19 protein-coding genes and 1 pseudogene are annotated in these 18,331 nt (G+C 54.2%); 17 read left to right on the top strand and 3 right to left on the bottom strand.

Going from position 1 to position 18,331, the window contains the following annotated elements; all coding sequences use genetic code 11:
* Positions 1 to 19: 19 nt before the first annotated feature.
* Positions 20 to 1,117 (bottom strand): AbrB family transcriptional regulator, encoded by a 1,098-nt coding sequence (locus tag JQC72_RS00730; RefSeq protein WP_205492197.1) that lies wholly within the window; start codon positions 1,115 to 1,117, stop codon positions 20 to 22.
* A 574-nt stretch (positions 1,118 to 1,691) separates the two neighbouring features.
* Here JQC72_RS00730 and JQC72_RS00725 point away from each other — a divergent pair.
* From JQC72_RS00725 to JQC72_RS00680, 10 genes are all read left to right on the top strand, one after another.
* The gene (locus tag JQC72_RS00725; RefSeq protein ID WP_205492245.1) at positions 1,692 to 2,066 is read left to right on the top strand and encodes an NADH-quinone oxidoreductase subunit A; all 375 of its coding nucleotides are present in this window, start codon (positions 1,692 to 1,694) and stop codon (positions 2,064 to 2,066) included.
* On the top strand, positions 2,057 to 2,575 hold the full coding sequence (locus JQC72_RS00720; RefSeq protein WP_205492196.1) for a NuoB/complex I 20 kDa subunit family protein: 519 nt from the start codon (positions 2,057 to 2,059) through the stop codon (positions 2,573 to 2,575). Before JQC72_RS00725 ends, JQC72_RS00720 begins: the two co-directional genes overlap by 10 nt.
* Positions 2,575 to 3,354: an NADH-quinone oxidoreductase subunit C gene (locus JQC72_RS00715; protein ID WP_302104379.1), complete on the top strand. Its 780-nt coding sequence runs from the start codon at positions 2,575 to 2,577 to the stop codon at positions 3,352 to 3,354. The genes JQC72_RS00720 and JQC72_RS00715 overlap by 1 nt, the downstream gene beginning before the upstream one ends.
* Before the next feature lie 388 nt (positions 3,355 to 3,742).
* Entirely contained in the window at positions 3,743 to 4,717 is a 975-nt protein-coding gene (gene nuoH, locus JQC72_RS00710) for an NADH-quinone oxidoreductase subunit NuoH (RefSeq protein ID WP_205492194.1), read from the top strand.
* A gap of 21 nt (positions 4,718 to 4,738) precedes the next feature.
* Positions 4,739 to 5,152 (top strand): NADH-quinone oxidoreductase subunit NuoI, encoded by a 414-nt coding sequence (gene nuoI / locus JQC72_RS00705; RefSeq protein ID WP_205492193.1) that lies wholly within the window; start codon positions 4,739 to 4,741, stop codon positions 5,150 to 5,152.
* Positions 5,153 to 5,161: 9 nt separating this feature from the next.
* On the top strand, positions 5,162 to 5,659 hold the full coding sequence (locus JQC72_RS00700) for an NADH-quinone oxidoreductase subunit J (RefSeq protein ID WP_205492244.1): 498 nt from the start codon (positions 5,162 to 5,164) through the stop codon (positions 5,657 to 5,659).
* A complete protein-coding gene (gene nuoK, locus JQC72_RS00695) occupies positions 5,653 to 5,964 on the top strand; it encodes an NADH-quinone oxidoreductase subunit NuoK (RefSeq protein WP_205492243.1) in 312 nt (103 codons plus the stop codon). The genes JQC72_RS00700 and nuoK overlap by 7 nt, the downstream gene beginning before the upstream one ends.
* Positions 5,965 to 5,998: 34 nt before the next feature.
* Positions 5,999 to 7,861: an NADH-quinone oxidoreductase subunit L gene (gene nuoL / locus JQC72_RS00690; RefSeq protein ID WP_205492192.1), complete on the top strand. Its 1,863-nt coding sequence runs from the start codon at positions 5,999 to 6,001 to the stop codon at positions 7,859 to 7,861.
* Entirely contained in the window at positions 7,858 to 9,378 is a 1,521-nt protein-coding gene (locus JQC72_RS00685) for a complex I subunit 4 family protein (RefSeq protein WP_302104358.1), read from the top strand. The genes nuoL and JQC72_RS00685 overlap by 4 nt, the downstream gene beginning before the upstream one ends.
* Before the next feature lie 6 nt (positions 9,379 to 9,384).
* Entirely contained in the window at positions 9,385 to 10,893 is a 1,509-nt protein-coding gene (locus JQC72_RS00680) for an NADH-quinone oxidoreductase subunit N (RefSeq protein ID WP_205492191.1), read from the top strand.
* Positions 10,894 to 11,270: 377 nt separating this feature from the next.
* Here the strand turns inward: JQC72_RS00680 and JQC72_RS00675 are convergent, their stop codons facing one another.
* A complete protein-coding gene (locus JQC72_RS00675) occupies positions 11,271 to 11,609 on the bottom strand; it encodes a hypothetical protein (protein WP_205492190.1) in 339 nt (112 codons plus the stop codon).
* Between the two features lie 171 nt (positions 11,610 to 11,780).
* Between JQC72_RS00675 and JQC72_RS00670 the strand changes: the two genes are divergently transcribed.
* The 4 genes from JQC72_RS00670 to spoIID all read left to right on the top strand — a co-directional run bounded on the left by JQC72_RS00670 (position 11,781) and on the right by spoIID (position 15,366).
* Positions 11,781 to 12,023 carry a DUF1146 domain-containing protein gene (locus JQC72_RS00670; protein ID WP_205492189.1) on the top strand — a complete coding sequence of 81 codons (243 nt, stop codon included), beginning with the start codon at positions 11,781 to 11,783 and terminating at the stop codon, positions 12,021 to 12,023.
* A 105-nt stretch (positions 12,024 to 12,128) separates the two neighbouring features.
* Positions 12,129 to 12,854: a YwmB family TATA-box binding protein gene (locus tag JQC72_RS00665; protein WP_205492188.1), complete on the top strand. Its 726-nt coding sequence runs from the start codon at positions 12,129 to 12,131 to the stop codon at positions 12,852 to 12,854.
* 19 nt (positions 12,855 to 12,873) lie between these two features.
* The gene (gene murA, locus JQC72_RS00660; RefSeq protein WP_205492187.1) at positions 12,874 to 14,175 is read left to right on the top strand and encodes a UDP-N-acetylglucosamine 1-carboxyvinyltransferase; all 1,302 of its coding nucleotides are present in this window, start codon (positions 12,874 to 12,876) and stop codon (positions 14,173 to 14,175) included.
* Between the two features lie 186 nt (positions 14,176 to 14,361).
* A complete protein-coding gene (gene spoIID, locus JQC72_RS00655) occupies positions 14,362 to 15,366 on the top strand; it encodes a stage II sporulation protein D (protein ID WP_205492186.1) in 1,005 nt (334 codons plus the stop codon).
* A 76-nt stretch (positions 15,367 to 15,442) separates the two neighbouring features.
* Here the strand turns inward: spoIID and JQC72_RS16335 are convergent.
* Positions 15,443 to 15,625, bottom strand: a pseudogene (locus JQC72_RS16335) (spore photoproduct lyase family protein); the annotation flags it as partial.
* Positions 15,626 to 15,834: 209 nt separating this feature from the next.
* Here JQC72_RS16335 and spoIIQ point away from each other — a divergent pair.
* The 3 genes from spoIIQ (at position 15,835) to JQC72_RS00640 (ending at position 18,322) form a co-directional block, all read left to right on the top strand.
* The gene (gene spoIIQ, locus JQC72_RS00650; protein ID WP_205492185.1) at positions 15,835 to 16,503 is read left to right on the top strand and encodes a stage II sporulation protein SpoIIQ; all 669 of its coding nucleotides are present in this window, start codon (positions 15,835 to 15,837) and stop codon (positions 16,501 to 16,503) included.
* Positions 16,504 to 16,655: 152 nt separating this feature from the next.
* The gene (gene spoIIID / locus JQC72_RS00645; protein WP_205492184.1) at positions 16,656 to 16,964 is read left to right on the top strand and encodes a sporulation transcriptional regulator SpoIIID; all 309 of its coding nucleotides are present in this window, start codon (positions 16,656 to 16,658) and stop codon (positions 16,962 to 16,964) included.
* Between the two features lie 536 nt (positions 16,965 to 17,500).
* Positions 17,501 to 18,322 (top strand): DNA-directed RNA polymerase subunit beta, encoded by an 822-nt coding sequence (locus JQC72_RS00640; RefSeq protein WP_205492183.1) that lies wholly within the window; start codon positions 17,501 to 17,503, stop codon positions 18,320 to 18,322.
* Positions 18,323 to 18,331 lie beyond the last annotated feature (9 nt).

The raw sequence follows: 18,331 nt of genomic DNA, 5'->3' as shown, positions 1-18,331 counted from the left end.
TCTGTCTGACGGCTTTGCTTTAAGCGTGCGAGTTGCATGTGATCCGATGCAGCCATCGCAGCACCGGCGGGAGCATGATGATCACCGCCAGGACACGTATTACCTGCACGGCAACGACGAATGTGGCATCTGCATGAAAACTGATGGATGTGACCGCCATTTCGGCAACACCACCCGGTGCCATGGCAAACAGGGAAGTGGTCAGCGGGATATTCGTCCATTTCGAGATGATGAACGCACAAAGCACCATGACCGACAGCATGAGGAAGGACGTGATACCGCCCACCAGCGCCGCTGACTTGACTTCCATCAACCGTTGTCTGCTGACCTTGATGCCGATGCCGGTGCCGATCCACACTTGGGCTGCACAAAAAAGCGCATCACTCCACCAGGGATGCAGATCGTGCCCGAACCAGACGGAGACGGCCGTTTGAGCGAGTGCTGTTCCCAGCATACCACCTGTCAGCCAGGGAGCCGGAAATTTCAGTCGTTTCCCGACAATGGCCGCAATCCAGGCAGCAACGGTCAATACAATCGTCACCCAGAATGATCCGTTGTCTGTCCTGGCAGATACGACATGCCCGGAAGGGTGACCGACAAAGGCGAATGCCAAGAGCGGGATCAGGCTGACCACGAGAGAAAGGCGAATCAATTGCACCATACTTACCACAATCGGGTTGGCTCCCATTTCTTCTGCCAGGCTCGGCATGGTGGACATCCCGCCGGGAGTGGAGGCGAACAGACCGGTCAGCAGATCCGTGCGGCTGTATCGCCACAAAGCCCAACCACAGCATAGCGAAGCCCCGAAGGAAACGATCAACACAATGATGATAATCGGGCCGTTTTCAAACAAGGTCAGCCAAATCGAGCGGTTCACCTGCTTTCCCAGTTCAATCGCCAACAGCAATTGCCCCGCGTTTTGCCAAAACATCGAAAACTCTCGCTGGTTCGGATGAAACCAGTGTGGTTTCCAAAACGTCATGATGGCGGAAACCATCAATGACCCGATCATCCACCCGGCGGGAAGATCGGTCAATGCCACCAGCCAGCCGCCAATCCCCCCGATCACGATCAGTCCCGCATATCGCCCGTTTTTCTTTGTGAAAAAATGGCGCACAGAATTCCCCCTTTCTTGGTGAGGGTGATCTCACCGCAGGCCGGACAATCTGATTGGCGATTGTGAATGATTGGAGGTAATCGCGTTGGATGAGGGAAATTCAGTTGTGTGTCCGTTATTCGAAATTCGGGGTGAAAATGGCAAATTCTTTATAACCCAATAATACCATACAGAAAAATCAAAATCATGATCTGTCCATTTCATCCTTAAATGAAGGAACACCGACAGGGATGCAAGAAAAGTGGAATGGGCAATGTAAATACCGAGTTTTGTAAAAAAATAAAATGTGAGTATCTAGTAAAAACCAGTTGATGTTAGACACTTTTGAATCATTCTGCTATAATGAGGGTAAAAAATAGTGGGAATTACGATTCCCGCGTTGTATGAAGCGCTTACATCGGAAGGGATGGGGAAAAACGGGATTTTTTCATCAACCATAAATCGGTTCAGCATAAAAATGGTACTGAAACCCGCCGCCGGCGTACCATATTGGAGAAAAGATCAAGGAGTGCAGTCTCGCGCAACTCCAACGCTCACGATGAAAAATCAGACCATTTGGAGGGTAACCTTGGATATGGGCTATTCCGCCAATTACGTCATGCTTGCCGTATTCTTTTTGCTCGGGTTGGGACTTCCGCTTGTCGCGTTTACGGCGGGAAGCCTTCTTCGCCCCCGGAAACCGACTCCCGCAAAAGGGATCAGTTATGAAAGCGGAGCCGATCCGGTGGGAGACAGTTGGATTCAGTTCAATGTGCGATATTACCTGTTCGCGCTGCTTTTCGTCGTCTTTGATGTGGAGACGATTTTTCTCTACCCTTGGGCGACGGTGTATCACGAGCTTCGATCCGGCGTCGGATTGTTCACGCTGGTGGAAATGCTCGTGTTTGTGCTGTTGTTGTTGGTCGGATTATGCTACGCCTGGAAAAAGAAGGTGTTGGAATGGAAATAAATCTGGAAGGATTGTTGCCGGAGGAGAAAAAGGAACTGGAGCGCAACGTGTTGACCACCACATTGGAGCAGGTCAAAGGGTGGGCCCGCAGCAACTCGCTTTGGCCGTTGACCTTTGGCTTGGCCTGTTGTGCCATCGAAATGATGGGGACGGGCGGTTCCCATTATGATTTGGACCGCTTCGGCGTGATGTTCCGTGCTTCTCCCCGACAGGCTGATTTGATGATCGTCGCTGGTACCGTCACCAAAAAGATGGGGCCTTTGCTTCGACGATTGTACGATCAGATGCCGGAACCCAAATGGGTGATCGCCATGGGTTCCTGTGCCACGGCCGGCGGCCCGTATGTGAAATCGTATTCGGTGGTGAAGGGCGTTGACCAGATCGTCCCGGTCGACGTTTACATCCCTGGTTGTCCGCCCAATCCCGCAGCATTGATTTACGGGATCAACAAACTTCAGGAAAAAATCCGATATGAAGCGAAGACCGGGAGGAGGGTCACCCACCAGTGATGGACAAGGAAGAGCGAGGAAAAAACCATCCAGCCTCCGCCAGCGACTCCGATGACCAAAAGGGTGGTGAAGTCGATCGGGAATCCCCGAAGACACACCGAACGGAATCAAACGAGAAAACCGTGAAAAACGATCAAGTGAAGGATACAACCGCAAATGCCGCTGATGCGGATGCCAAGCGGAAAGCCGCAGCAGCCGCCCGCGCGAAAGCGGCAGCCGCGGCCAGAGCCAAACCGGTGGGGGCGGGGCGGAATCCGGCGGCCCGAAAAGCGGAAGAGAAAAAGAAGCCATTGGAAACTTCACCCAAACAACCCGTATTGGATGCGTTTGTCGACACCATCCGGAAACAAGCAGGGGATGATGCGGTGGAAGAAGCCATGATCAATCGGCCCAATCATCATTTGCCCACGATCGTGGTTGCAAAGGAGAAATGGCTTGAGGTGGCCCGTCTGTTAAAAGAGGACGATTCGCTCGCCTTTGACTACTTGCAAAATCTGTCGGGCGTTGATTATGAGACCCACATGGAAGTGGTCTATCATCTCTACTCGTTCCGGCATCGTCATTCCCTCTGTGTCCGGGTGAAAACGGACCGTGACGAAGCGCGGGTCGATTCGGTGACCTCCGTGTGGATCGGGGCCGATTGGAACGAACGTGAGGTGTACGATTTGTTGGGAATCCGTTTCGACGGACATCCCAATCTGAAGCGCATCTTCTTGCCCGAACACTGGGAGGGCCATCCCCTTCGGAAAGATTATGAGCCACTCGATCCGGAGATTTGATTGGGAAACCGACAGGAACGGCATACTTGGGAAAAGAAGATTCCGCTCGCGGCGGGAGTGAGTGTCCGGCCATTCCGTCAGAGGCAGGGTTTACCCGGATGAGCGACTTGCTCCACCCCGACCCGGCGGAGAACCGGAAAAACGAGAGGATCCAACAATGGCAGGCAACTTTCTCTGAGCAAAGCGTACGTTGCCTGCGTCCTGCATCCCCGGTTGCAAGCGTACAAGTTTCTGCTTCCGGAGAGAACGCAGGTGATGCGAGCCGGGAACAGGATGCACGTCATCCGGATCAGACACCCCCGAAGTATGTGTCTGGTCATCATCCAACTGAGAGAAGGATCGCTGATTCCGACGAAGTTTGGCTCGTTTCCAGGAGGTGGAGAGGCGGATGGAGATAGGGAAAACCATCGGGGCCGTCGTCATGCTGTTCATCCTGTTGGGGTTCGTCACGATGGCCGTATTGTTTGAGCGCAAAGTGATCGGGTGGATGCAGAGTCGTGTCGGCCCCAACCGCGTCGGGCCGTGGGGAATCCTGCAAACGGTGGCTGATGTACTGAAAATGTTGTTCAAGGAGGACACCGTCCCGCACAAAGCGGATCACACGCTGTTCAAGGCGGCCCCGATTCTCGCGTTTATGCCGGCGTTCGCCGTCGTGGCGGTGATTCCGTTCACACCGTCATTGGTCTTTTCCGACATCGCCGTGGGGCTGCTGTACTATATGGCAGTTTCCAGCATCACCACCATTGCCGTCATGGTCGGGGGATGGTCGTCCAACAACAAATATGCCCTGTTGGGCGGCATGCGCTCGGCGGCCCAGATGATCAGTTACGAAATTCCCTTGGTCATGTCGGTGGTCGGTGTGATCATGGCCGCGGGATCACTCAACCTGAAAGAGATCGTCGCTGCGCAAGCGGACATGTGGTTTATCGTGCCGCAATTTTTGGGCTTTCTGGTCTTTCTCGTCGCTTCCGTATCCGAACTGAACCGTACACCGTTCGATTTGCCGGAAGCCGAATCGGAACTGGTGGCGGGTTATCATGTGGAATACAGCGGATTTCGTTTCGCTTTTTTCATGTTGGCCGAATATGTGTATGTATTCGCAATGTCTGCATTGACGACAGTCCTGTTTCTGGGCGGATGGAACCCTGTTTTCGGTCTGACGTTCATCCCGCCGATCGTCTGGTTTGTCATCAAATTTGTCATCGTCGTCTTTTTCCTGTTTTGGCTGAGGGCGACCTTTCCACGGGTGCGGATGGATCAGTTGATGCAGTTGGGATGGAAGGTGCTCCTTCCACTGGCGCTCCTCAACATTTTCCTGTCCGCTCTGCTGAGGGAAGTGCCGTTCATCGGCCGGTTTTATTGACGTGACTTGGGAGGGATTCCCATGCTTGGGATGATAAAAGGTTTGGGCATCACACTGAAAACCATGACCAAGAAAAAGGTGACCTATCAATATCCGGATCGACCGCTGAAGATGCCGGAGCGATTTCGGGGCATCCAGCACTTCGACCCGGAGAAGTGCATCGTGTGCAACCAGTGTGCACGCATCTGCCCGACCGATTGCATCACCCTGACGGGCAAAAAACATCCCGATCCCAACAAAAAGGGAAAAATCATAGACACCTACGACATCAACTTCGAAATTTGCATTTTGTGCGATTTGTGCACGGAGGTGTGCCCTACCGAGGCGATCGTGATGACCTCCAACTATGAGCTGGCGACCTACAGCCGGGACGAACTGTTCAAAAATCTGGAGTGGCTCCATGAAAACGATCAGAACATCCGGGGAGGGTCGTAATTGGTACAGCTGACCGGAGAGTTTGTCGCGTTTTTCATCTTGTCCGTCATGGCGATCGGCGGTGCCGTGTTCATGATCAACCTGACGAAAGTGGTTCATATGGCGTTGGCCCTGGCGTTCACGTTTTTCAGCATTGCCGGGTTGTATCTGCTGTTGAACGCGGAGTTTCTGGCGGTCGTGCAAGTGTTGATCTATGCCGGAGCGATCACCATCCTGATGCTGTTCATGATCATGTTGACCCGTCATCAGGATGAAGGGGAAGCCGAACCGTTCGGATTGCGGCAGGGACTCTCTTTTGCAGGGGTGGCGGCGTTTTTCGGCATCGTGATGTGGGTGATCTACCGGACGCCCCTTCCGGCGAAAACGGCGGATACGTCCGGTTATACGGTGGAACGCATCGGTCATGTGTTGTTTCAACAGCAGGTGATCCCGTTTGAGCTGGTGTCGGTGCTGCTGTTGGCTGCACTGGTGGGGGCGGTCGTCCTGGCCCGGAAGGAGGAATCCTGATGCCGGTCACTTCGTATCTGGCATTGTCGGCCATCCTCTTCTGCATCGGTTTGTACGGGGTGCTGACGAAGCGGAATGCGGTGATGGTGCTGTTTTCCATCGAATTGATGCTGAACGCTGTCAACGTCAATTTGGTCGCTTTCTCCAAGTACGGATTGTATGCCAACTTGACCGGTCACATTTTTTCGCTGTTCACGATTACGGTGGCGGCGGCGGAGGCGGCGGTGGGAATCGCGATCCTGATCGCGCTCTACCGGAACAAAGCCACGACTGAGGCCGACAAGATCAATTCGATGAAAGGATAGTCATCAAACGATCTGAGAAAAGGATGGATGCTCCATGATCGCTTATGTTTGGATCATCCCGTTGTTCCCGTTGATCGCGTTTCTGCTGTTGATCGCCGGCCGGCGTCGGTGGAGCGAAAATGCGGCCGCCGTAATCGGAATCACGGCCACGTTGGCTTCATTCCTCGCTTCGGTGGCTGTACTGGCGCGGGAGGAAAGCGGAACAACCTCCGGGGTGCAAACCTTCCCGTGGCTGAAGGTGGGAAACACCGTTTTTTCGTTCGGGACGGACGTGAACCATCTGAACCTGTTGATGCTGGTCATCGTCAGCCTGGTCAGTTTTCTGGTGCACGTCTACGCCCGGGGATATATGCATGGTGATCCCCGTTTTACCGTGTTTTACGCCTATTTGACCTTGTTCACGTTCTCCATGCTGGGGCTGGTGATCTCGCCCAATCTGCTTCAGCTGTATATTTTCTGGGAACTGGTAGGGGTGTGTTCCTTCCTGTTGGTCGGTTTCTGGTACCACAAGCCGGAAGCCAAAGCAGCGGCGAAAAAAGCATTCATCGTCACGCGCGTCGGGGATGTGGGGCTGTTCATCGCCATCGCGTTGTTGTTTTGGCAGGTGGGCAGTCTGGACATCGCTTCCGTACTGAATGCGATTGAAGCCGGCAAAATCCCGCCGGCACTGTTGACGTGGATTGCCGTTCTCATTTTTGTCGGAGCTGTCGGCAAATCGGGTCAGTTTCCCTTACATACATGGTTGCCCGATGCCATGGAAGGTCCGACGCCGGTCAGCGCCCTGATCCATGCCGCAACGATGGTGGCCGCGGGCGTGTACTTGGTTGCGCGGTTATTCCCGTTGTTTGCGGCTTCCGAGACGGCGATGGACGTGGTGGCGTACGTGGGAGCATTTACAGCCATCTTCGCCGCATCGATCGGTTTGGTTCAGCACGATATCAAACGGGTGCTGGCCTATTCCACGGTGAGCCAGCTGGGGTATATGATGCTGTCACTGGGGTCGGCCGGATATGTGGCGGGCGTGTTTCATCTGATGACGCACGCCTTTTTCAAAGCACTGCTGTTCCTGGGCGCGGGTGCGGTGATCATCGCGTTGCACCACGAGCAGGACATTCGCCGGATGGGCGGTTTGTGGCGAAAAAACAAGGCCGTGGGATGGATGTTCCTCATCGGTTGCCTGGCCATATCCGGCATCCCGCCGTTTGCCGGCTTTTTCTCCAAGGATGAGATCCTGGCGGCGGCATACGCAGACGGTCGGACAGGGGTGTTCCTCGTCGGCCTGTTGGCGGCCCTGTTTACCGCATTTTACGTGTTCCGCCTGTTTTTCCTGGTATTCACAGGCGAGTATCGCGGACAGGCGCAGGTTCAACCGGTTCCCGCCGTGATGATCCTGCCGATGGCGGTATTGGCGTTGTTGTCCGTGGTCGGTGGTTTCGCCAATGCGCCCGTACCGTTGTTGGGCATGTGGCTCACGGAAGGGGTGGGTGTCCATGAGACGGCAGTTGGTACACCGCTTTGGGTCTCTCTCTGCGCCACGCTGGTCTCGTTGGCCGGTTTGGGGGTCGCCTGGATGATGTACGGACGCCGGGCATGGTCTCCCGCTGCGTGGAGAGAGCGGATGCCGATCCTGTATCAGTTGTTGTACCGAAAATATTACATTGATGAGATCTACCGGGCAGTATTTGTGGCCGGTTTGCGGAACATCGGCCGTCTGTTCCGCGGTTTTGACCGGTGGATCGTTGAAGGTTTGGTGGGACTGGCGGTCGGTGTGACGCGAATGATCGCCTGGGTCGGCTCCCGGTTGCAAAACGGTCAAGTGCAGGCCTACGCCCTGATCAGTCTGATCGGACTGGTTCTCCTGTTGGCCGGCCTGACGGCGGGGAGGTTGTTCGGATGACGGTGTGGAATGGGCTTCCTACATGGGTGACATTTTCGCCGATTTTGGGCATGCTGGTCTTGTTGTTCATTCCCCGGCAACGGAACCGGTGGCTGAAATGGGTCGGGATGGCGGGAACCTTGCCTCCGTTGATACTGGCCATTACGATGTTCGTGCTGTTTGACCCCCAATCCCGGGGTGTGCAATTTGCACAACACGTGTCATGGATTCACATCCCGATCCCGCAAAGTCCGGGATGGAAGCTGTCTTATGCCATGGGTGCGGATGGTTTGTCCTTGCCACTCGTCCTGATGACGACGATCATCGCGGCGCTGGCCGCAGTCGGATCGATGTACATCAAGGAACGGGTGAAAAGTTACTTCCTGCTGTTTCTTCTGTTGGAAACGGCGATGCTCGGTGTCTTTCTCGCCCGCGACCTGTTTCTGTTTTTCCTCTTCTTTGAGGTGACGCTGGTGGCCACCTATTTCCTGGTGGGCATCTGGGGGTACATGGAAAGAGAGCGAGCCGCCAACCAGTTCCTGCTGTATAACGGATTGGGTTCAGCATTGATGTTGCTTGCGTTTGGCGGTCTCTTGTTGGTGTTTGGCACGCTGAACCTGGATCAGTTGCTGGTTCGAACCTCGCAGCTGTTCGCTGACCCCGAATGGATGCAGGGGCCGCTCAGACAGGTGATATGGGGTATTTTCCTCTGCATTTTGATTGCATTCGGCATCAAGCTGCCCGCGTTCCCGTTTCATACCTGGATGTTGCGTGTCCATGTGGAAGCGCCCCCGGCAGTGGTGATGATCCACTCCGGTGTTTTATTGAAAATGGGTGCGTACGGGTTGATCCGGTTCGGCGTGGATCTGTTTCCTCCCTTGGTGCAGCAAATGGCGACGTTTTTGGCGGTGCTGGGGCTGGTCAACATCCTCTACGGTGCGGCGCTGGCATTTGTTCAGCGTGATTTGAAGCGCGTGTTGGCCTATTCCAGTGTCAGCCACATGGGGATCATCCTGTTCGGAATCGCCGCGCTCAATTTTTCAGGATTGCAGGGAGCCGTGTTTCAAGCGGTATCTCACGGTTTCATCTCCGCGCTGATGTTTTTGATCATCGCTGTGCTCTATGAACGGACGGGAACGACGATGATCGATGAAATGAGCGGATTGGCCAAGGCGATGCCGGTTCTCTCCGGCGTGTTGTTGGCGGGAGGTCTGGCGTTGCTGGGGTTGCCCGGTATGTCCGGTTTCGTCAGCGAATTTTTGGCGTTTCTCGGCATGTTCAAACAATACCCGGTCATTGCGGGCATCGGCGCATTGGGTTTGATCTTGGCCGCCGCCTATACGTTGCGGGCGGTCATGGCTGCCACGTTCGGACCTTTCCTGGACCGCTGGGAGCGCCTGACCGATACGAAGGCAGTGGAAACCGTGCCGATGTTGGTGTTGCTCGGCCTGATCATCGCGATCGGCGTCTATCCGCAGATGTTGGGCGAGCCGATGCAAACCACCCTGCAAATGATCGTCACCAGGATCGGAGGGTGAGCGGATATGGAAAAAGCCTTGGCACACATCGACTGGTCGGCGATGACACCCGAGTTGATCCTCGTCACCGCCGCCGCCCTGCTGATCGTGCTGGAGCTGTTGTTACCGGATGAGACTTCCCGCGACTGGCTGGGGTGGTTGGCCCTGTTGGCCGTCGTCGGGGCGGGGACGTACGTGGCCGTCCACTTCGGAGCGGCGACGGTGGATCTTCTGCAGGGATCATACCGTACGGACCCGGTGGCCCAATCGTTCAAACTGGTGTTGCTGGGCGGGACGGCTCTGATTTTGCTGCTCTCCCTCTCCGGAGGAAATCGGGAAGGGATCAGGGCGCGGGGAGAATATTACTTTCTGCTGCTTGCGGCCGTGTTGGGTGCTTCAGTGATGACATCCTCGGCTGATTTGGTTACGCTGTTTGTCGGGTTGGAGCTGTTGAGCATCTCCTCCTACATCCTGGCGGGGATCCGCAAACAGCGGACAGACGCCAATGAGGCCGCTTGGAAATATGTCGTCTTGGGTGGCGTCTCCTCCGCGTTCATCCTGTACGGGATGTCATTCGTGTACGGGCTGACGGGCAGCACCAATTTGTTTGTCGTCCAGCAGCGGATCGTGGAGGCATACCAAACCGGTTACGCACCGTTCGTGTTGCTGTCGCTGTTTTTGATGATGTTGGGATTCGGGTTTAAAATCGCCGCTGCACCGTTTCACATGTGGGCACCTGACGTGTATCAGGGTTCCCCCACGTCGGTTACTGCATTTTTGGCGGTTGTATCCAAAACGGCAGCATTTGCTTTGGTGACCCGGGTTGTGTTGGTGGTTTACCTTCAGTTGATCCAGCTGCGCGTGTGGGAGGAGATCATTACGCCGTTGTTGCTGGTGATCGCGGGGGCATCCATGATCGTCGGCAATGCCGTCGCATTGCGTCAGACCAATGTCAAACGGCTGATGGCGTATTCCGGTATCGCCCAGGCCGGATATGTGCTGGTGCCGCTCGCTTCGCTGGGGATGACGCTCTTTGAGAGCACCCTGTTTTACCTGCTTGCCTACCTGCTGATGACTGTCGGCGTATTCGCGGTGATCATGGTGGTGGAGCGCGATGCCGAACACGGTGAATTCAGTGCTTTTGCCGGATTATACAGGAGATCGCCGCTGGTCGCGCTTACCATGACCCTGTTGGTGCTGTCGCTGGCGGGCATTCCGGTCACGGCTGGATTTTTCGGTAAATTCTACCTCCTGATCAACGCCATCGCAACCCAGCACTTTTGGATCGCAGCGGTGATGGTGGTAACCACGGTCGTTTCCTATTTCTACTATTTCGAGTTTATCCGACAGATGTACTTCCGTCCCGCACCGAAGGGGAATCCGCTGGCCATCCCCATCGGTACGGCCATTGTAATTGGAATTGGTGTGATCGGCACTGTGGGATTGGGATTGTTCCCGAATGCGGTGCTCCATGCATTGGGACAACTGAAATGGGTGGAAGTTCTGTCGGTTCCACAGGCACCTCCGGGACCCTGAGTGAGAAACGACAAGTGCCAAGCAAGTCGAATGAACAGAGGGGAGCCGTTTGCCTTCCTCTGGCGGCAAACGGCTTTCGTCGTGATTGGGGGGCTTGGGGGGCTGCTCAGTCCCGATCTGTTCCGTAACCGTGACTTGCTCCACATGGCTTCGCCGTGGACTTCTCGTTTCATCTGCCGTGGGTACCTACACCCATCCACCAATGGTTCAAGACTGGGGAAGGTTTCATTTGAGCGTTTCCCCATCCGGCAGTTTTCGTTTTCATTGTTTTCGCATCCATGGCTTGAAAAACTGAGAGGGCAGAAGCCCTCCCACGTCTGACGCCAGCTTTCATCCCAACCTGAAAGGTTGGGTTCTCCCGTTCGCTTTCCCAAACGTCACCGCCATCGGATCCCGTGACGGTGAAAGAACCATTCGGCAATGGCCAGTACCAGACCGACGGCCAAGGAGGAATGGGTGTCCAGGGAAAACGAGATAAACAGAAATTGAAGGCCATACAACAACAAAGCAATGGCGAACAGATCGATCAATGCCAGTGCGAACCGGCTCATATGGCGAATCAGGATATGATCCAGCCATGCGGTCACACCGGCGATCACCCCCGCCGATATGACCAAGTGCCCCCAACGGACGATTTCCATATTTTTCAGGGAAAGGTTGGCGAGTTCCATCACCATGGCGTACAACACCCATTTGAAAAGAAAGTAGGAAATCAAAGTATCATGGTCAACTCCTCAAAATCCGTCATCTCATCTTTAGTATGACGATCCGACCGCCTATCCAATCATTTCCGGTTTGTCAAGAGATTTTCAGGGATTCATTTTTGCTTCTGAGTCCATTTTGATGTACGATGATAGAGTGAACCTGTCACCAAAGGAGTGCATACCATGGTGGATGGGGCGACAAGCTTAGGCGTGACCGCGCTTATCAACATCATCCTGTCGCTCGTCAGCATCGCTTTCAGCTGGTGGGCACTGACCAATCTCCGGTTGGACGTCTTTATGCGCCAACCCACATCAGTGCATGCCAAAGCGTTGATGATCCTGCTGTCGGTGGTGTTGGGACACGGACTGGCATCCTTTTTGATCGACTATATGGGTTGGTCTCGTCTGATCAGTCAACTGTTTTAATCTGCTGAAGAGTTTGTCTATTTTCTTCGTCAACAGCGGTCGCACTCGTATATCCTCTTTCTCTTTCGTAAACAATGGTGAAAGAGAAAGAGGGGGGCGATACATATGCGGTCCAAATGGTTGACACTCACGTTTGCACTGATTATTCTAAGTACGTTCATTGTTGCATCGGCTCCGGCAGCGATGCCGGAACAAACGCTGACGCATGTGTTTTTGGAAATGGGCGCACAACCGGAGCGATACGTGTTGCACCATGGCGGGCGAACCGCTCAGGTGATGGAAGGACACCGACTGGACCAATGGACGGATGGATTGCGGCAGGCATTGGGTTTGTCGCCGGCTCAACGCAAGGAAGGAGACGGTCTGCGTTGGTCCGCCTCCGGCTGGTGGGGGCGAAACCAACGGGTGGAATTGATCGTTATCAACGATGAGCCAACAAAGCGGTGGATTCAACCGTACGTATTGATTCGCATCAATGGTCGGGGACGTCCTGACGCGGCATTTTTCCGCGCCCGGCAACGTCTCGTCACACGATTGGAACAGCAGGGAATCGCGCCCAGGTTGCACTTCTCGATTCAAGGATACCATCGGTTGCAACCGTTGAATAAAGAGCAGTGGATCCAGCAAGCGATGAAGCGGATGCGCGCGCGGGAGGTGGAAGCGCTGCGCACGGCGCCGACCACCAGCGTTTCCTGTTATTCCCCCTTGTTCCCCGATGGATTAAACACGCAGGGCGGTTTCATGAATCTGCAGGTTGCCGCACGAATGGACCCCCTGCATCATCGTATCGCCGTGACCATGGGGACTCCAATCATCACCATAGAATACTAGTTTGGCGGAGGGAAGACATTTGGAAAAAATCATTGTTCGTGGCGGCAAGAAATTGAAAGGCAGAGTAAAGATTCACGGTGCGAAAAACGCTGTCCTACCGATCATCGCCGCTTCCATTCTCGCATCGCGGGGAGAAATCGTCATTCATGACACTCCCCTGCTGGAAGACGTCAAAACGATCACCCAACTGCTCCAAAACTTGGGCGCGGAAGCGCAGCTGGACGAAGGGTCCGTTCGCATCCGGGCGGAAAAGTTGACGACGACCCAGGCACCGTACGATTTGGTGCGGAAAATGCGGGCTTCGTTCCTGGTGATGGGTCCGTTGTTGGCGCGAAAGAAACACGCTCGTATTCCGCTGCCTGGTGGGTGCGCGATTGGCAGCCGTCCGATTGATCAGCATCTCAAAGGATTTGAGGCGATGGGTGCCGAGTTTGAAATCGGTCAAGGGTATATCGAGGGACGCGTGCCGGATCGTTTGCGGGGGACCCGCATCTATCTCGATGTGGCCAGTGTTGGAGCGACGGAAAACATCATGATGGCGGCAGCACTGGCGGAAGGGCGCACCATCATCGAAAATGCGGCGCGGGAACCGGAAATCGTTGATCTGGCCAATTTCCTGAACGCGATGGGTGCCCGGGTACGGGGAGCCGGTACCGGGACGATCCGCATCGACGGGGTGGATTTCCTGAGAGGAACGGAATATACCGTCATTCCCGATCGGATCGAAGCCGGCACATACATGGTCGCGGCAGCGATCACACGCGGCGAGGTGTTTGTGGAGGGAGCGATTCCCGATCACATCAATCCGCTGATTGCCAAGCTGCGTGAAATGGGTGTCCATGTATTGGAAGGGGAGAACGGCGTCCATGTTCGTGCGGAAGGAAAATTGCAGCCGGTGGACGTCAAAACGCTGCCCTATCCGGGGTTCCCGACTGATATGCAATCGCAGATGATGGCGTTGCTGCTGACGGCGGACGGCAACAGTGTGGTTACTGAGACCGTGTTTGAAAACCGGTTCATGCACGTCGAAGAAATGAAACGGATGGGCGCAAAGATCAAAATCAACGGTCGCTCTGCCGTGATCGAAGGAGGCCATCCGTTGTCCGGAGCTGAAGTGAAAGCCACCGACCTGCGGGCGGGAGCGGCGCTTGTGTTGGCGGGCCTGGCAGCCGAAGGCACGACGGAAGTAACGGAACTGCATCATATCGACAGAGGTTACGTTCAATTGGTGGAGAAACTGCAGGCATTGGGTGCGGATATCAAACGTGTCAAGGTGGACGCGGAGAAAGACGTATCCTCTGTTCAGCCCTCATATGCTTAGTTCATAACGGATCTGGAAGGTCGCGACATTCGCGGCCTTTTTGTTTGCAGCCGATAACTGTCATGCCGGGGTTATCCGGCCATCCCGGGGACGACTTCCGCTTCTGTGGTACTATCTCTTTCTGCGGTTCATAGGCTGTAAGAGAGGGTTGTCCTCAGTGAGAGAATCGGGAGAAAGAGGTGGATTATGCACAAAGGATTCGTTGTTTATGTGGTTGCGTTTCTCTCGGTGATGCTGGCTGTCCCGGCATTGGTGACCTATTTTGATACTTCTACCGCACCCCGTGCAAACGAACCGGTTCGGTTGACACATGATGCACATGAGCCGACGATACGCATCTTTTTGACCAAAGAGCGGCGTGTCGTGACGCTCCCGCTTGAATCCTATATCCGAGGTGTGGTAGCCGCGGAGATGCCGGCCCACTTTCACTTGGAGGCGCTGAAAGCCCAAGCGATGGCGGCACGTACTTATATTGCCGAGCGGCTGGCCAAGGGGGATTTTTCCGATATGCGGTCGTATGGTGAGGCGGCCGAGGATGCACAAGTGACCGATTCTCCGGTCCACCAAGCGTTTGTGACGGACGAGCAGTTAAAAGCGGAGTGGAAAGACAGATATCCCTCTTACTCAAACCGGATCAACCAGGCGGTGCAGGAAACACGGGGAAAAATTTTGTTATACGGGGGAAAACCGATCTACGCCGCCTTTTTCTCCACCAGTAACGGACAAACGGAAAACGCGGAAGATTATTTCCGTCGGTCGTATCCGTATTTGCGCAGCGTACCGTCTCCCTGGGATCGTGAATCGCCCAAGTACCGGGCGCAAATCCGGTATGCGACGAGCGAGGTCGTTCGCCGTTTGGAAGCATTCACCGGAAAAAAACTGGTCGCCCAATCCGTGGCGGGCGCCAACTGGATCAGCGGAGCGGAACGAACAAAAAGCGACCGCATCAGGAGAATCCGCATCGGGGATCAGTGGTTTACCGGACGTCAGGTTCGGGAGGCGTTGGGGTTGCCGTCTACGGATTTCACCTGGAGCATTCGCGGCGGTACCATCCTGTTCATTACCCAGGGTTACGGGCACGGTGTCGGGATGAGCCAATGGGGAGCCAACCTCTTGGCCAAGCAGGGCAGGTCGGCGGAGGAGATCGTCCGATATTATTATCGTGGCGTGACCATCGGAAATTGGCGATAACGGTGTAACCGCATGCGCTGTCGCTGAGGATTTCGTCACATTCCCGAGACTCCGTGTTTTCAAGTAAAATATTCTCACCGGGAATGCCGGTCACCCGATTGTGGGAGGTCGTCATGTGAATCGGTACGCCCAGTCTTTGAAACAGACGGTGCAGGGATTGGCCCAGCGGATAATTCAGCGCGGCCGGTTCGAAATATACGCGGTCCGGTTGAAACGGTTCCAAGGACTGTTCCTCCTTTAACGTTCTGAGCTCTATCATGCCCCTGAAGTTTTGGCCGGATGCATGGCATCTCTCAATGAATGCCGTCACCTTCCTATCACGCAAAACTCTCAACCAGCCGACGGAATAGTCGGGATCAACACGGGTCTTTTCAGGCTTTTTCTCATTCAAAAAAATAAAAAAAGTCGGGAGAGACAGGTATAAAAGTAGAAACCCGTGTCCAAAATGGTTGCTGAGGTGATAGGAAAATGAAACCAGAAAAACCAAATAAACCGATCCAAATGGACAATGCGAAGCAGGGAATCCGATGGAAACGTCTGTTTGCGAAGAAATGGGCTTTTCCGGCCATCTACCTCGCAGCTGCCGCACTCATTCTCACCGTGGTTTGGTTGTACCAAAACGCGCAAGAGCCTGGGGTGACCAAACCCGGAACGGATGTGCAAATCAGTCACAATACCGTACCGGTCGATCAAAAAGCCGAACAAATGACGACACCGGTCTCCAAGACCGCCGATGCCGACGTGCAAATGGGTTACTATGACGATACCGCGACCGCCAAAGCCAAAGAAAAGGCATTGGTTAAATACGCCAATACGTATTGGCCGCATTCAGGCATCGACTACGCCCGCAAAGACGGCAAAAGTTTCGATGTGATCGCCGCGTTGAGCGGAAAAGTGATTCGAGTGGAGCACAATCCGCTGGTGGGTCAGCAAGTGGAGATTCAGCACGATAACGGTCTGATCACCGTATATCAAAGTTTGACCGATATCCGCGTGAAAGTGGGTCAGGAGGTCAAACAAGGTGATGTGATCGCGCAGGCCGGAAGAAACAACTTTGAGAAAGAAGCCGGTGTCCACCTCCACTTTGAGGTGAGGAAGGGCAACCAACCGGTGCAGCCGGAACTGTACTTGAAATAAAAAAAGCATGACAAAGCCGGAGCGAAACAGCTCCGGCTTTTTTCATTTGGCCAAAAACCGCGTAAAATGGCTTGTCACGGCTTGTAAGGGGAGAATAACCGATCAAACGGCTCATATAATGTAGCAGACATTCCGAAGAGGGGGCGAAGGGAGTGCACGATTACATCAAGGAGCGCACCATCAAGATTGGTCGCTACTTTGTCGAGACCAGAAATACCGTTCGCACGATCGCAAAGGAATTCGGTGTTTCCAAAAGCACGGTGCACAAGGATCTGACAGAACGACTGCCTGAGATTAACCCCGAACTCGCCAGTCAGGTCAAGGAAATTTTGGAATATCACAAGTCGATCCGTCATTTAAGGGGAGGAGAAGCCACCAAAATCAAATATAAACGCAAACATAGCCAGAAGGAAAACGCCCGCGTGAAAGATCATATCACCAAGGTGAGTGTCACCACTTAACCCTCGGGATGGCCCTTTTCATACCTGCGTTTCACGCTGACATACATATATGCGACCTGTCCGGGCCGTACGAGCTGCAAAGAGATGATCCCTTTTTTGGCAATCATGAAATCATTTTTGGATAATTGAATCGCGATCTTCCCACAGGGATCATTTCTCCCCCCTTCCCCTTCCCGCTTAGCCCGGAAGTGTAGACTTATAACAACAATTGCGATATATTCTATCTATGAAGACGATCCCTTTGGTGTGAGTCCATGGTTGATCGATACAGTACCCTGATCAAAGGCAAACGACCGAAGATACGGCAGGGTACTATCAAAATGCCGAACGATCCGTTCGGGATGCATTCCCCATACCATACATAAGGAAACAGGGCAAGGGCGGGGCGATCGCATCCCAACACCGATCTTCAGATTCCTTGTACGATGGAAAGCGGTGGTCAGCCTTTCAAGTGTACATTGTCACAACGTCTTCCATTTTAAATGGACGAGCCGCTTTCACGTCGATCCAACAGTTGTTTGGAGAGGATTAGCACTATGCAAGAGGATAAAAAAAAGCCCAGTACCAGCCATTCGACGTCTCATCTGGTCATTTCCGAGTCTGAAAAAACGGACGTGGAGAAAGCTGAATCCGCCCAACCTGCTTTATCCGGAAAGCCGGAGCTTGGAAACTGGAAATGGAGCGAGGACACCCCCGAAGAAAAAGAAAACAAACCTGCCTCCCCATCCTCTGACCTGGTGGAAACCGAAAAGGAATCAAATGGTGAAGCCGAAGCCGAATCGCCGGTTGTTTCACCGGTGGAACCGACGGAAGATCAGAAACCGGAAAAAGGGGAACCGTCCGCCGAAGAAGGCAAAGAGACGACTCCATCCAACGATGAGGAAAGTGAGGGAAAACCGGATTCTCTCAGCCAGCAACAGGTGGATCCGAAGGTGATCGAAGAGGCTTCGCAGGACGATGAACAAGATGAGCAGGCGGACGAATGGGAAGAGGATGACGAACCCGTTCGAAGACCCATCGGCAAGCTGAAATGGAGCCAGGACGATGAAGCGCCATTGGATACAACTGCCCCGGTCGCTGTTGCGGCAGAAGCGGTGCAGGAGGCCCCTTCATCAACCCCGGAGCCGTCTCAATCACCGGTGGACAAGGCAGAGGATCAACCGAAGGAAACGATACAACAGAAACAAGGGTCGGGAGCCAAGTGGGTAAAACGTACTCTGTTATTCCTTCCGTTGGTGTGGATCATTGTATTGGCTGTCGGTTTGATGATCGGTTACGGTGTGATGGGGGATCAACCTCCAGGTGAGGTATTCAACCCGGATTTGTGGGAGCATCTGTATGATTTGATCTACGGGTGAGCCAAAGCC

The sequence above is a fragment of the Polycladomyces zharkentensis genome (genome assembly GCF_016938855.1).
Classification (GTDB): domain Bacteria; phylum Bacillota; class Bacilli; order Thermoactinomycetales; family JIR-001; genus Polycladomyces; species Polycladomyces zharkentensis.
The sequence above is the reverse complement of the archived record's forward strand: the minus strand, read 5'-3'. Positions and strand labels throughout refer to the sequence as shown.